The 13,282-nt window shown below is 62.4% G+C and carries 11 protein-coding genes and 1 tRNA gene; 4 read left to right on the top strand and 8 right to left on the bottom strand.

Annotation, left to right across the window (positions count from 1 at the left end; translation table 11 throughout):
* Positions 1-16 precede the first annotated feature (16 nt).
* Entirely contained in the window at positions 17-421 is a 405-nt protein-coding gene (locus ACNAOT_RS18995) for a sterol carrier family protein (RefSeq protein ID WP_178995295.1), read from the bottom strand.
* A gap of 21 nt (positions 422-442) precedes the next feature.
* Complete coding sequence (locus tag ACNAOT_RS18990; RefSeq protein ID WP_420178969.1) at positions 443-1,459, bottom strand: asparaginase; 1,017 nt, start codon at positions 1,457-1,459, stop codon at positions 443-445.
* Positions 1,460-1,580: 121 nt separating this feature from the next.
* On the opposite strand from ACNAOT_RS18990, the gene purD reads away from it, so the two are divergent.
* Positions 1,581-2,939 (top strand): phosphoribosylamine--glycine ligase, encoded by a 1,359-nt coding sequence (gene purD, locus ACNAOT_RS18985; protein ID WP_420178968.1) that lies wholly within the window; start codon positions 1,581-1,583, stop codon positions 2,937-2,939.
* A 2-nt stretch (positions 2,940-2,941) separates the two neighbouring features.
* Positions 2,942-3,880, top strand: a complete 939-nt coding sequence (locus ACNAOT_RS18980; RefSeq protein WP_420178967.1) for a phosphoribosylaminoimidazolesuccinocarboxamide synthase — start codon at positions 2,942-2,944, stop codon at positions 3,878-3,880.
* Positions 3,881-3,955: 75 nt separating this feature from the next.
* Here ACNAOT_RS18980 and ACNAOT_RS18975 read toward each other — a convergent pair whose 3' ends face one another.
* Complete coding sequence (locus tag ACNAOT_RS18975; protein WP_011776003.1) at positions 3,956-5,221, bottom strand: helix-turn-helix domain-containing protein; 1,266 nt, start codon at positions 5,219-5,221, stop codon at positions 3,956-3,958.
* 127 nt (positions 5,222-5,348) lie between these two features.
* Between ACNAOT_RS18975 and ACNAOT_RS18970 the strand changes: the two genes are divergently transcribed.
* Positions 5,349-5,573 (top strand): hypothetical protein, encoded by a 225-nt coding sequence (locus ACNAOT_RS18970; RefSeq protein ID WP_091470382.1) that lies wholly within the window; start codon positions 5,349-5,351, stop codon positions 5,571-5,573.
* A gap of 283 nt (positions 5,574-5,856) precedes the next feature.
* On the opposite strand, the gene ACNAOT_RS18965 is transcribed toward ACNAOT_RS18970, so the two are convergent.
* From ACNAOT_RS18965 to ACNAOT_RS18945, 5 genes are all read right to left on the bottom strand, one after another.
* Positions 5,857-5,933, bottom strand: a tRNA-Pro gene (locus tag ACNAOT_RS18965).
* Positions 5,934-6,043: 110 nt separating this feature from the next.
* Positions 6,044-7,876 carry an ABC transporter ATP-binding protein gene (locus tag ACNAOT_RS18960; protein ID WP_420178966.1) on the bottom strand — a complete coding sequence of 611 codons (1,833 nt, stop codon included), beginning with the start codon at positions 7,874-7,876 and terminating at the stop codon, positions 6,044-6,046.
* Complete coding sequence (locus ACNAOT_RS18955; protein WP_420178965.1) at positions 7,873-9,672, bottom strand: ABC transporter ATP-binding protein; 1,800 nt, start codon at positions 9,670-9,672, stop codon at positions 7,873-7,875. Before ACNAOT_RS18955 ends, ACNAOT_RS18960 begins: the two co-directional genes overlap by 4 nt.
* A gap of 170 nt (positions 9,673-9,842) precedes the next feature.
* A complete protein-coding gene (locus ACNAOT_RS18950) occupies positions 9,843-10,790 on the bottom strand; it encodes a metallophosphoesterase (RefSeq protein WP_420178964.1) in 948 nt (315 codons plus the stop codon).
* Positions 10,791-10,792: 2 nt separating this feature from the next.
* Positions 10,793-13,126, bottom strand: coding sequence for a transglycosylase domain-containing protein (locus ACNAOT_RS18945; protein ID WP_017199029.1), 2,334 nt, complete (start codon positions 13,124-13,126; stop codon positions 10,793-10,795).
* Between ACNAOT_RS18945 and ACNAOT_RS18940 the strand changes: the two genes are divergently transcribed.
* Positions 13,125-13,280, top strand: a complete 156-nt coding sequence (locus ACNAOT_RS18940; protein WP_011775990.1) for a DUF4177 domain-containing protein — start codon at positions 13,125-13,127, stop codon at positions 13,278-13,280. The genes ACNAOT_RS18945 and ACNAOT_RS18940 overlap by 2 nt on opposite strands.
* The last annotated feature ends 2 nt before the right edge of the window (positions 13,281-13,282 follow it).

The raw sequence follows: 13,282 nt of genomic DNA, 5'->3' as shown, positions 1-13,282 counted from the left end.
GCTGTGCGAAAACCCATTAAAGGGGCAGCAACTCCGAGAGATCCGCACGCAAACCGGACGCAGTCACCCTATGGTCCGAGACTGCGTCTGCCCACGAAATCCGGCCCGTCACCAACGAAAGCCAGGTGGCGGCGTCGCACTCGATCACGTTCGGGGGAGTGCCGCGCGTGTGGCGGGGCCCCTCAACGCACTGCGTCACACCGAACGGCGGCACACGGACTTCCACCGAGTTGCCGGGCGCGCGGGCGGTGACTTCCTCCAGGGAGTATCGGACCGCCGTCGCAATCAAAGTGCGCGACGGCGGCGGGCCGGCAACGCTGCCTGGCTCACCTGTACTGCCGGAAGGCTCGACGGCGGCCTGCCAGGCTGCCAGCGCGGCGCGGCCTTCCTCGATGTTGACGCGGCGTCGTGCAACAGCCATTTGTTCCTCTCCTCAGAAGTACTAGTCCAGCAGGGCGGAGACAGCGTGTCCCAGCCGGATCTTGCCCACCTCGTGGCCGCCGCCGAGCACGGGCTCCACCACGCGCTCCAGAACGCTGGAAACTGCCGGGATGTCCACCGCACCGCTCACGGCCAGCAGAGTCAGTCCTACCAAGGATGTGGCGCGAAGGTTGCCGTCCAGCATCTTCACGGCCACGGTTGCGCCGGTGGGAGTCGCCAGGACCAGGACGCCCTCGGCACCGATCTTGGCCAGGACCTCCAGTTCCTCCATCACGATCGTGTTGGACTCACCCTTGCCCTGAACTGCCCAGGGGTAGTCCAGCATGGACGTGGCGATGGTGGCGGCACGTGCGTTGGACGACTTATCGCCCGGGGATTTGGCCAAGCGGGAGTAGGCGCGGGCCAGGCCGGTCAGCGAGATGGCGGCAACGGGTGCTCCGCAGCCGTCGATACCCAGGTGGGAGATCGTCTCGCCGCTGTATTCCTCGATCACCGAGCGAACGCGCTGCTGGAGCGGGTGGTTTGGTTCGAGGTAGCTGCGCAGGTCCCAGCCGTTTTCGGTGCACGCCCACAGGAATGCTGCGTGCTTCCCGGAGCAATTGAAGGCAAGTTTGGATTGTCCGCGTTCGGAGCGGACCAGCCAGTTGCGGGCCGTTTCGTCCTGGGGCCAGGCGGTGGGGCACTGGAGGTTTTCTTCTTTAACACCCGCTGCCTTGAGCATCCCTTCCACAACGTCCATATGATCAAGGGAACCGGTGTGGCTGCCACAAGCCACAGCAACCTGGGCGCCGCGGAGGGGCACGCCGGACTGCATGGACGCCAAGGCCTGGAAGGGTTTGAGGGTGGAGCGGGCGAGGATGGGGGCGTCGATGTCACCAAGACGGGTGACCACCGAGCCGTCACCGGCAAGAACCACGGCCGCGCCGATGTGCCGGGACTCAATAAAGCCACTTCGTTCGATCACTGCCAGTTCCACCGCGGACTCAACGTTGAACGTTTCATGCGAACTCATGGGCATGAATCAAGTCTAGGGCGCGGCGGGTCGGTTTCCCGGTCATCCGCGTGCCCGCGCGCGTGATCCGTGCACGCCGGGCCTCACGCCAGGCCCCACGCCGGGCCCGTGTCCACAGGTCCGGTGAATGACACAGCTTAGGCCCCGCGCCCTTCACAAAGTACCCTTGAGGACTGTGAAGGTACTCGTCATTGGCCCAGGCGGCCGCGAACACGCCATTGTCCGCTCTCTGCTTGAAGATCCCAACGTTTCCGAGGTCCACGCGGCCCCTGGCAACGCGGGCATCAGCAAACTCGTTCCCACCCATGCGATTGACGGGAACAACCCGGAAGCCGTGTCCGCCCTCGCCACCAAGCTGGGCGTGGACCTGGTTGTCGTAGGACCCGAGGCGCCTTTGGCTGCCGGTGTGTCCGACGCCGTCCGAGAAGCCGGCATCCCGGTGTTCGGTCCCAGCAAGGAAGCAGCCCAGCTGGAGGCTTCCAAGGCGTTCGCCAAGCAGATCATGGCTGAAGCCAACGTTCCCACGGCTATGGCTCGCGTTGCCACCAACGCTGACGAAGCTGCCGACGCCTTGGACACCTTTGGTGCCCCGTATGTAGTTAAAGACGACGGCCTGGCCGCTGGTAAGGGCGTGGTGGTCACCAAGGACCGCGCAGAGGCCCTGGCACATGCCCAGGCGTGCTTCGACGCCGGTGGAACAGTGGTCATCGAGGAATTCCTTGACGGCCCCGAGGTTTCCCTGTTCGTCCTCTGCGACGGCCGCAACACCATCCCGTTGTCCCCGGCGCAGGATTTCAAGCGCATCTTCGATAACGACGAAGGTCCCAACACCGGCGGCATGGGCGCGTACACCCCGCTTGAATGGGCTCCTGAGGGCCTGGTCCAGGAAGTCATCGACCGCGTAGCCCAGCCCACCGTGGACGAGATGGCCCGCCGCGGCACGCCCTTCGTTGGTGTGCTGTACTGCGGCCTCGCCCTGACTTCCCGCGGCATGCGCGTCATCGAGTTCAACGTTCGCTTCGGCGACCCCGAGACGCAGGCCGTCCTCGCTCGCCTCAAGACCCCTCTCGGTGCGCTGCTGCTGGCAGCTGCCAAGGGCGAACTGGACACGGCAGAAGAGCTGCGCTGGTCCAAGGACACGGCAGTCGCCGTCGTCGTTGCTGCCGAAAACTACCCGGACGCACCCCGCACGGGCGATCGCATCCGTGGACTGAAGAAGGTGGACGAACTGGACGGTGTCCACGTAGTACACGCCGGCACCAAGCTGGATGACGAAGGCAAAGTGGTCTCTGCCGGCGGCCGTGTCCTTGCTGTTGTCGCGCTCGGTTCGGATCTGGTTGAGGCCCGTGAAAAGGCGTACGACGGCGTTGAGCTGGTTCAGCTTGAAGGCTCACAGTTCCGTACGGATATCGGAGGCAAAGCCGCCCGCGGTGAAATCCGCGTTCCGTACACGGCTACAGGAACCATTCCGAAAGTGCAGGCCTGAGCATGACTGAAGGCATCCCTACGGGCGGCTTCGAAACCGAAACGCTGGAACTTCCGGGCTGGACGCACGTCTACTCCGGCAAGGTCCGCGATCTCTACGTCCCGGCCGACGAAGCCATCACGGAAAAGATCGGCCAGGAATGCGTGCTGGTTGTCGCCAGCGACCGCATCAGCGCCTACGATCACGTGCTGAGCAGCGAAATCCCGGACAAGGGCCGCGTCCTGACGCAGCTGAGCCTGTGGTGGTTCGATCAGTTGGATGTTGAGCACCACGTGTTGGCGTCCACGGTTGAGGGCGGTGTTCCTGCCGCCGTCGAGGGCCGCGCCATGATCTGCAAGAAGCTGGACATGTTCCCGGTGGAATGCATCGCGCGCGGCTACCTCACCGGCTCCGGCCTGGCTGAGTACAAGGAATCCCGCACGGTGTGCGACATTCCGCTGCCCGAGGGCCTGGTTGATGGTTCGCGCTTGGAGAAGGCCCTCTTTACGCCCTCTGCCAAGGCCGAAGTGGGCGAGCACGACGTCAACATCACCTATGACGACGTCGTAGCCATGGTGGGCGACGACATCGCTGCCCGCCTGAGTGAACTGACCCTGAAGATCTACACCCGCGCTGAGGAGATCGCCCGCGAACGCGGCATCATCCTGGCCGACACCAAGGTGGAGTTCGGGATTGACGCTGCCACCGGAGTGATCACCCTGGGTGACGAGGTCCTCACCCCGGACTCTTCACGGTTCTGGGATGCGTCCACGTACGCGCCGGGTCAGTCGCAGCCTTCGTACGACAAGCAGTACGTCCGCGACTGGCTGACCTCCGCCGAGTCCGGCTGGGACAAGTCCTCGGACGCTCCTCCGCCGGCACTGCCCGCCGAGGTGGTGGAGCGCACCCGTGCCCGCTACGTGGAGGCTTACGAGAAGCTCACGGGCCGCACCTTCGCCTAGAAGCACCCAACTGAGTCGCAGTTAAGCGCGTTTTGACCCCTCAAAACGCGCTTAACTGCGACTCAGTTGGGTTAATCAGGCTTCCGAGTGTTCTTTCGCGGCACGACGCTCGGCCAGCCGGATCTCCAGCACTGCGTCCATGGCCTGTTGAACCCGGTCCGACGCTCCTGCCGCACTGAAGTCGTGCTGCGCCTCTTCCAGGAACTGGAGCGCCTCCGCGGCTTCCCCGGCTGCTTTCAAGGACTTTCCCAGCAGCAGCGACACTTCGCCTGCGGTGTGCCGGGCCAGTACCTTACGGTCTGCGTAGATTTCGCGGAGCTTCTCGACGGCGGCAGGGATGTCCCCGGTCAGGTACAGCCAGCGGGCGCGGATGAAGGCGACTTCAAGCTGGTCTGTCTTGTTTCCGCCCACAATGGACAGCGCGAGTTCTGCACGCTCAATGGCGGACAACGTTTCCGGTTCCACAATTCCCGAGGACAGTCGAACCGCTGCGGACGCCTTGTTGAAACGGGCCCACAGCTCAATGTCGTTGGCGGGGGAGAGGAGTTTGGCTGCACGCTCGTGGTGCTTGATGCCCTCCACGTAGTCGTGGCGCATGAAGGCGACGTTGCCGACCACCCAAGCGACTTCGCCGGCCAGTTGCGACATGGAGTGCTCGTCCATGTGCTCGATCATCGCCAGGCAGTACTGCCAGGCTTCGTCCAGCTTGCCGCTCTCGGCCAGGGCACCGATCAGCGCGCGGTGCGCACCGATGATGAGCGTGGACCCCTTGGGCAGCTGCTCGCTGAGCTTTACGGCTTGCTTGGCATGCTCGACGGCGGTGGCCAGTTGACCTTGTCCGTGACACACCGCGGCAAGCATCTGCCAGGCGCGCACCCCGAGGCCAGCGGATTCAGTGGCCATGGGGTGTTCCAGGAGGTGCTCAACGATTTGCTGGCATTCCTTCAGCTGGCCTTGCTTCATCACACACTCGGCCTGCATGTACGTCATGTTCCACCAGGCGCTGTTGTTCTTGGCCTCGAGGGCAATCTGCGCAGCTGTGGCAGCGTGGCTGGCGGCGAGCTGGTAGTCGCGAAGATCCCAGGCCTGTCGGGCGTAAAGACCGGCGAGGACATACTCGGCATCACTAACGGAGACAGGCTGGCTCCACGCTTCCAAGGCCTTCGGTGCAAGTTCGAGCCTGCGGGCCAGCTCCTCGATGACTTCGGCCGTGGGCTCACGCCGGCCTGTCTCAAGCAGCGAAATGTAGCTCGGTGAATACAGGTTTTTGCCGAGCTCTGCCTGCGTTAACCCACGTTCGAGCCGTTCGGCACGTAGCTTCTCGCCGAATCCGTTTCCCACGGGTCCCTCCTACAGGTGTCTTTTGACCAAAACCTTGACAGTCTCTGTGGAAAACATTTTACAATGTATGTCAACAGGGACCGTGCAATTTCCGTAACGAATCCGACTCGCATTGGGGTACTACATCATGTTCAAGAAAATCATCGCTTCAGTGGCCGTGGCGGGCGCACTGACGTTCGCGGTTGCGGCTCCCGGGGTTGTCTCTGCTGCTCCTGCAGCAGGTACCAGCACAGTAAGCGCCATTGGTAACTGGCCGGACCCCATGCGGTCCACCACCACAACACCCAAGAAGGACAAGACCGAAACGACAGTCACCACGATGTCCATTGGTAACTGGCCCGACCCTATGTAAAACAATTGTAGTAAAGAAACCCCCGAGGCGTGACGAGCGATGCTTCGGGGGTTTCTTTTTTGCCTTTCGTGGCTGCATTGGCGACACCCAAATTCGCTGAGGAACCGGAAGTGGGGCAGCGACACTCGGATTTGCGTGTCGCACGCGGGGCAGCGTGGCGCCGTAGGTATGAGGAAGGGCTGGCTGACTCCCAACGGAGTCCACAGGCACAGTGCTGCCGACCATCTTCGATCGGGTTCCGCAAACAAAAATGGCGCCGATTTCTCGACGCCATTTTCGTGTTTGGTCGGGATGACAGGATTTGAACCTGCGACCTCTTCGTCCCGAACGAAGCGCGCTACCAAGCTGCGCTACATCCCGATCCGCTGCGAAAGCAACTGTTCAAGAATAGCCGAAACGTCCCGTGATGCGAAATCGGCGAGTGGGTGTCGCTTCTCACCCTCCAAGGCGTCGCGAGCAGGGACCTGAGCTTAGACCAGCGAGTCCCGCCAGGCCCCATGAAGCTGGGCAAACCGTCCGCCACCGCTGATCAACTCGGCCGGCGTCCCGTCCTCCACAATGCGGCCGTCGTGGACCACCAGAACCCTGTCAGCCGTCTCCACCGTTGAGAGGCGGTGGGCGATGATGATGGCCGTGCGGGCCCCCCTGCCACCAGCCACTCCCTCCAACAAGTTGGACAATCCCTGTTGGACCATACGCTCAGAAGGAATGTCCAAGGAGGACGTTGCCTCATCCAGGATCAGTACGGCCGGCGCGGCCAGGAATGCTCGGGCAAAGCCGATGAGCTGGCGTTGACCGGATGACACCCGCCCACCCCGCTTGTTGACGTCCGTGTCGTATCCGTCGGGGAGGCTCATGATGAACTCGTGAGCACCCACCGCTGCAGCTGCGGCCTCGATTTCAAGCCGAGAAGCTTCGGGACGACCAAGAGCTATGTTGTCCGCCACGGAGCCGCTGAACAGGAACGCTTCCTGGGTCACCATGACCACGGCGCGACGGAGGTCTGTGGTGGACAGGTCACGAAGATCTACGCCATCCAGCGTGATGGCCCCGGACGTGACGTCGTAGAAGCGTGCCACGAGCTTGGCCAACGTCGACTTTCCCGCACCCGTCTGGCCTACCAGGGCAATCGTCTGGCCGGCCGGGATGTGCAGGTCAAGCTTTGGAACCACAACTTTGCCGTCGCTGTAGCCGAACTCCACACCCTTGAAGTCGATCTCACCGCGTGAGCTCTTCAACGGTACCGGGTTCTTTGGTGGACGGACGGTGGGCACTTCTTCGAGGAGCCCGGACACCTTTTCCAAGGCAGCTTGAGCACTTTGGAACGAGTTGTAGAACATTGCCATCTGGTCCACCGGCTGGAAGAAGCGTTTAGTGGACAGGATCAGTGCCAGCAGGACGCCAACAGCCAGGTCACCACCCAGAACCCGGAAACCGCCAAACAGCAGGACCACGGCCACACAAACATTGCCGATCAGCACCAAACCAGGCTGGAAGATGCCGTTCAAGTTGATGGAGCGGACGGTGTTCTTGCGGTAGTCCTCGGCCAGTTCGCCGTACCGGGAGGCATTCTCGCGCTCCTTGCGGAACGCCTTCACGGCACGGATCCCGGTCATCGTTTCCACGAAGTGGACGATCAGCCGGGCAGACACCACGCGCGACTCACGGAACGCGATCTGTGAATGCTTCTGGTACCACCGGGCAAGGAAGAACATGGGCACGCCGGCCGCGAGGACGATCAATCCACTCTGCCAATCCAGGGCAAAAACAGTCACGGCAGTGAACACCATGAACAGCATGCCCGACGCCAAGGAGCTCACCCCGGAGTCCAGGAGTTCGCGCAGGGCTTCGAGGTCTGAGGTCTGCCGGGCGATGATGCGGCCGGAGGTGTATTTCTCGTGGAACTCAAGGCTCAACCGCTGGGTGTGCCGGAAGACCCGAAGGCGCAGATCCAACAGCATGGCCTGGCTCAACCGGGCAGTGGAGGTCACGTACAGCGCCGTCATTCCTGCCGTCGCAATCGCAGCCGCCAAGTACAGGGAACCAGCCAGTACCAAGGGCCCGTTGTCGCCCGACTGCAGTGCAGGAAGGGCGTTGTCGATACCGAACGCGATCAACGCCGGTCCCGCAACACGGGTGAGCTGCGAGACCACCACCATGGCAATCGTCAGCCAGAAACGCAAGCGCACAGGGCGGATGAGGGAGGCAAGCAAGGTGAGCGACCGGCGTCGTACGGCTTTGCTGTCTGCTTTAGTGAGGAGGGTGTTGTCCTCGTTGGCGGTTCCAAACGTTGCGGCAGTCACCGGCGGGCCTCCTCAGCTTCTTCGAGCTCGTCCAGTTCGGTGTCCAGGTCCTTCGGGCCGGCGTCCAGGCTGGCGATGACGTAGCGGTAGTGGTCATTCTCGGCAAGCAGTTCCGTATGGGTCCCGACGGCGGTGATGGTTCCGTTTTCGAGCAGGGCAACCCGGTCCGCCAAGGCCACGGTGGAGGGACGGTGCGCGACGATCAGCGTGGTGGTCTCGCGCAGGACCTCGCGCAAACGGGCCTCCACACGTTCCTCGGTATTCACGTCGAGTGCGGACAGGGGATCGTCCAAGACCAGCACCTTGGGTTTGGCGGCGATGGCACGGGCCAACGCAATGCGCTGCCGTTGGCCGCCGGATAGGCTCAGCCCTTCCTCGCCGATCAATGTGTCCACGCCGTCCGGCAACGAGTAGGCGAACTGGGCCTGTGCCACATCCAGGGCCTCGTCCAAGGCGGCGTCGCTGGGATCGGGGGCTCCGAGGAGCACGTTGTCCCGGACCGAACTGGAGAACAGAGTGGTGTCCTCGAACGCCACGGCAACGATCCTTCGGAGTTCGTTGATGTCGTAGTCGCGAACATCCACGCCGTCGATGGTCACGGCGCCCTCGGTGACGTCGTAGAGGCGGGGGACCAGCTGGAGCAGAGCGCTCTTGCCGCTGCCCGTGATGCCGACGAGGGCCATTGTTTCCCCGGGGCGTATATCCAGGGTGACGTCGTGCAGGAGGGTGCCGCCGTCGTCGAACCCGAAACCTGCGTGCTCAAAGCGCAGGGCGCCCTTCACGGATTCCGGAACCGTGGCCAGATCCGGCGAGGTGATGGTGTTGTCCGTATCCATCACCTCGAAGTGGCGATCCAACGCGGTCTTGGCAGTGAGCGCCATGGCCAGGAGCATGCCGGAAAATTCCACCGGAGTGGCCACCACGGCCGCTGTTGCGAAGAACGCCACCAACGCGCCGATGCTAAGTTCCCCACTCGCGGCGAGCATGATGCCCACCACCAGACCGACGCCCAGCGCCAACTCCGGCAGCAGCGTCACTACCAGCGTGAAGCCAGCCTGCTGTTTCGCCTTGGCGATCTCGGTCTGGCGCAGTTCTTCTGCCTGGCCGTTGAAGTTCTCCAGCGCTTCGCGGCTGCGCCCGAAGGCCTTCAGGACACGGATGCCGTGGACTGATTCCTCCACAGTTGTGGCGAGGTCGCCGGCTTGGTCCTGGCTGAGGCGGGTGACCAAGCTGAAGCGGCGGCGGAAGCGGAACGAATTGATCATGATCGGCACGGCCGCTGCGAGGAAGATCAGTGCCAGCTGCCAACTCATGGAAAACATGACGCCGACGCCGATGATCACAGTAAGCGTGGTGACCACCAGCATGATCGCGCCAAACGCCATCCAGCGACGCAGGAAACTCAGGTCCGTCATGGCGCGTGAGAGCAGCTGGCCCGAACCCCAGCGATCGTGGAAAGCGACGGTCAGCTGTTGCAGGTGGCCGTACAAGGTCACCCGCATCCGGGTCTCAACCGTGGTGGCCGGGTTGATGACGAACTGCCTGCGCAAGGCCACCAGCCCGGCTTCGGCGATGCCTAAAGCAAGAATCACGACGGCGGCAATCCAGACGGGGTCCGTGGAACCACCGGGCTGCAAAGAGTTGTTGACAAGAACCCGCAGGACTTGCGGGATGGTCAGCGCAACGATGCTGGCTAAGAGGGCGCAGATCAAGCCCATGAATAGTCGGGGGAGGATGGGCCGCACATGAGGGTACAGGCGGCCGACGGAGGTGAAGAATGACGTTTGCTTGGACATGCCCGCTTCTCAACAGCTGGATCTTCAGATGGTGCGGAGGTAGTTTCCCGTAGCAACTACCCTATGCCATGGCGTGATTCGTTTCACAGGACCACGCAATGAAGGTGAAATGTTTGACCCAGTTATTGAGGATCGTAATGCTCGCCCGGACTCTCGCTGGTGGACGGGGCTCAGCTGCGTGACGTGAGCGTCAGCAGCACTGCTTCCGGGCGGCACGCGATGCGGACCGGTGCGAAGCGCGAGGTGCCGATGCCGCCGGAGACGTTCACCGGCGTCGTGAAGCTGTCGCTTTCCCAGTCGTGGAGGCCCTTGGCGCGCCAATTGGGGAGATCGCAGTTGGCGACGAGTGCGCCGTAACCAGGGATGCAGATCTGGCCGCCGTGCGTGTGGCCGGCGAGGATCAGGTCCGCTCCGGCTTCGGTGAAGTGGTCCAGCACGCGCTGGTACGGAGCGTGGATGACCGCCACCTTCAGGTGCGGGCGGGCATCCTGGTTGACCGTCCCTCGAGGCCAACCGGCATAGCGTTCGCGGTTCAGGTGGGGGTCATCGACTCCGGAGAAGTCGAAGCGCAGCCCGTTCAGCACCACTGACTGGGCGCGGTTGGTGAGGTCGATCCAACCTCCCATGCCGAAGGCCGAACGAAGCTTCGGCCAGTCCAAGGCAATGGGGTCGGTCCGCATCCGGGAAGGACCACGGAAGTAGCCCACCGGGTTCTTGATCCGCGGGGCGTAGTAATCGTTGGAACCCGGAACGAAGACGCCCGGGAACTCCAGCAGCGGGCGCAGTGCCTGGATCAGGGGATCGACGGCCTTGGTGTGGCTGAGATTGTCGCCCGTGTTGACCACGAGGTCAGGCTTGAGGTCCGCCAGCGATTGCAGCCACTGCGTCTTCTTGTCCTGGCCCGGTACGAAATGGATGTCGCTTAGGTGCAGGACGCGGAGCGGGGCTGAACCGGCAGGGAGAATGGGCAAGGTTTCGTGGCGGACCTCGAACTGGTCCTTTTCCCACCACCCGTATGCGGCGGCCGCTGCGCCTGCTACTGCCCCGACGGCAGCAGTGACGGCGAAACCGCGCCCGATAGTGCGGACGCGGTTTGCCAATGAATCACTAAACGACATGATCAGTTCTTATTGCCGTTGCCGTTGTTACCGTTCCCGTTGTTGCCGTTCCCAGTGGACGGCGGGTTGGGCGCGGTGGACGGGGTGTTTTTGGACGGGGTGTTGTTACGCTGCGGAGCAGGAGCTCCCGTCAGGTTCGACGGCGGAGCCGGGAAGGGATTGGTCCCATAGGCCGGAGCCACAGCAAGCATGTAGTTGGTGAACTGCGGACCAGCAATCATGTAGCCGTCGATAGCATCGTAGGACTTGCCATTAATGGTCAGATTACGGCCGGGACGGGACTGGTCATCCAGAGGATCACCAAACCATGAGGCAGTCGCGAGGCCAGAGGTGTACCCGACTACCCACGTTGAGCCGTTGGTGTCGTTGGTTCCGGTCTTGGCGGCCACCGGGAAGTTCTTGGAGTTCAATGCCGGACGGATCAGGGATCCCGAGCCCTCGTCCAACACCTTGCCCATGGCATAAGCGACGCCGCGGGCTACTTCAGGCTTTACCGCATCCTTGCAACTGGAAGACTGGGCAGGCAAAGAGGCGCCGGACTGGTCTTTCACCGAAGTTATAGCAATTGGTTCGCAGTACTTGCCGTCAGCGGCGAAGGTTGCGAAAGACGATGCCATGGTCAGAGGTGCGGTCTGCGTCGCACCAATGAGGTTGGACAATCGAGTCATCTGAACCTTCGGGTTTGGATCCGTGACTTTACCCGTGTCGTCGCGTGTCGGAAGGCCGCCGTGGATGCCTGTGGCATCAACGATGCCCTGGATGCCGCAGAGGTCAACCTGAGCCGCCGAAGCGAACGTCGCTGTGTTGATGGAGTTCTTGAGGCCCCAGAGGACCGTCATGTTCCGGTAGTACTGTGGTTCGGCATTTTGGAGGTCGAAGCTCCCCTGCACGTTGCCATCATAGAAGCCATCGGTCGGTGTGGGGCACGTATTTTTCCAAGGGAAGTTCTGCGGATACTTGCGAACCGCCGCGTTGACGTTCGTTTCCATCGACTTGCCCTCGTTCAGCCACTGGGCGAACGTAAAGGGCTTCATCGTTGAACCGGGCTGGAATCCGCCGATGCCGTTGAGGTCGTTGCCGTTGGCGTCCAGGACATCCACGTTGAAGTTCTGCGTCTGATCGAACTTGCCCTCTTGAGGCAGCCAAACAGTGTTCTGGGCCATGCTCACGATCTGGCCGGTGCCCGGCTGGACGGAGACGATCGACGCGCCCCACTTGTCCGGGTTAGCGCCAGCCGTTGCGTCGACCTGCTGCTGTGCGACGTTCTGGGCGGTGGGATCGAGGGTGGTCTGGATAGTGAGGCCGCCACGCTGGATGCGCTTGACGCGCTCTTCCGTGGTGTCACCGTACGCCGGGTTGTTGAAGAGCAGGTGGAGCACGTAGTCACAGAAGTACGGAGCCATGGTGGCATACGCGCAGCCCTGGCGAGCCGGGGTGACCTGCGTGGTGACCGGAGTGGCGACAGCTTCTTCGTACTGTGCCTGAGTGATCTTCCCCTGGTTGACCATGGAGGCGAGCACCAGGTCACGGCGAACCTTGGAGCTGTCAGGGTTGGCGATGGGATCGAAGGCCGACGGGCTGTTCACCAGGCCGGCCAGGAGGGCAGCCTGCGGAAGCGTCAGGTCCTTGGCAGAGGTGCTGAAGAAGAACTTCGAGGCAGCCTCAATGCCGTAGGCGTCACGGTTGAAGAAGACGATGTTGAGGTAACCCTCAAGGATCTGCTCCTTGGAGAACTTCTTCTCCAGGGCGATCGCAAGCTTCATTTCGCGAAGCTTGTCGCCCACGCCCTTACCGCCACCGTTGAGCTTGACGTCTTCTTCGCGGTCGGACGCCACCAGGGACTCGTTGATGACGTTGTTCACGTACTGCTGCGTGATGGTGGACGCGCCCTGCTTGTTGCCGCGGGCGGTGCTGACGATGGCTCGCATAATGCCGGTGGTGTCAATGCCGCCGTGCTCATAAAAACGGCTGTCCTCGATAGCGATGACAGCGTCCTTGATGAACGGGCTCATTTGATCCAGCGGAACCTTGGTCCGGTTCTCTGCGTAGATCGAGGCGATCGGCGAACCGTCCTTCGCCAGGATCGTGGTGTTCTGGCTGGGCGGATCCACCTGGAGTTCCGCCGGCAGAGTGTCAAAGAACTGAATTGAACCACTTGCGGCACTGCCCGAAACGGCGGCTGCGGGGACCAAAAGGCCCGCCACCAGGACGCCACAAATCGCGCTCACACCAAGGAAGCCTAGAATCTTTCCGAGGGTGGTGGCAGTGTCGAATAGTGGGTTCTTGCGAGTCACCATGTTTTCCACTTTACCGGCAAGGGCTAGGCTTTCTGTCATGACCAAATGGGAGTACGCCACGATTCCGCTCATTATTCACGCTACGAAGCAGATCCTGGACCAGTGGGGCGAGGACGGCTGGGAGCTCGTCCAGGTCGTCGGTGGACCCGATGGCAAAGGCCTTGTTGCATACCTGAAGAGGGAGAAGCAGTAATC

It is taken from the genome of Paenarthrobacter sp. TA1.8 (genome assembly GCF_048595705.1).
In the GTDB taxonomy this organism is placed as follows: domain Bacteria; phylum Actinomycetota; class Actinomycetes; order Actinomycetales; family Micrococcaceae; genus Arthrobacter; species Arthrobacter nitroguajacolicus.
The sequence above is the reverse complement of the archived record's forward strand: the minus strand, read 5'-3'. Positions and strand labels throughout refer to the sequence as shown.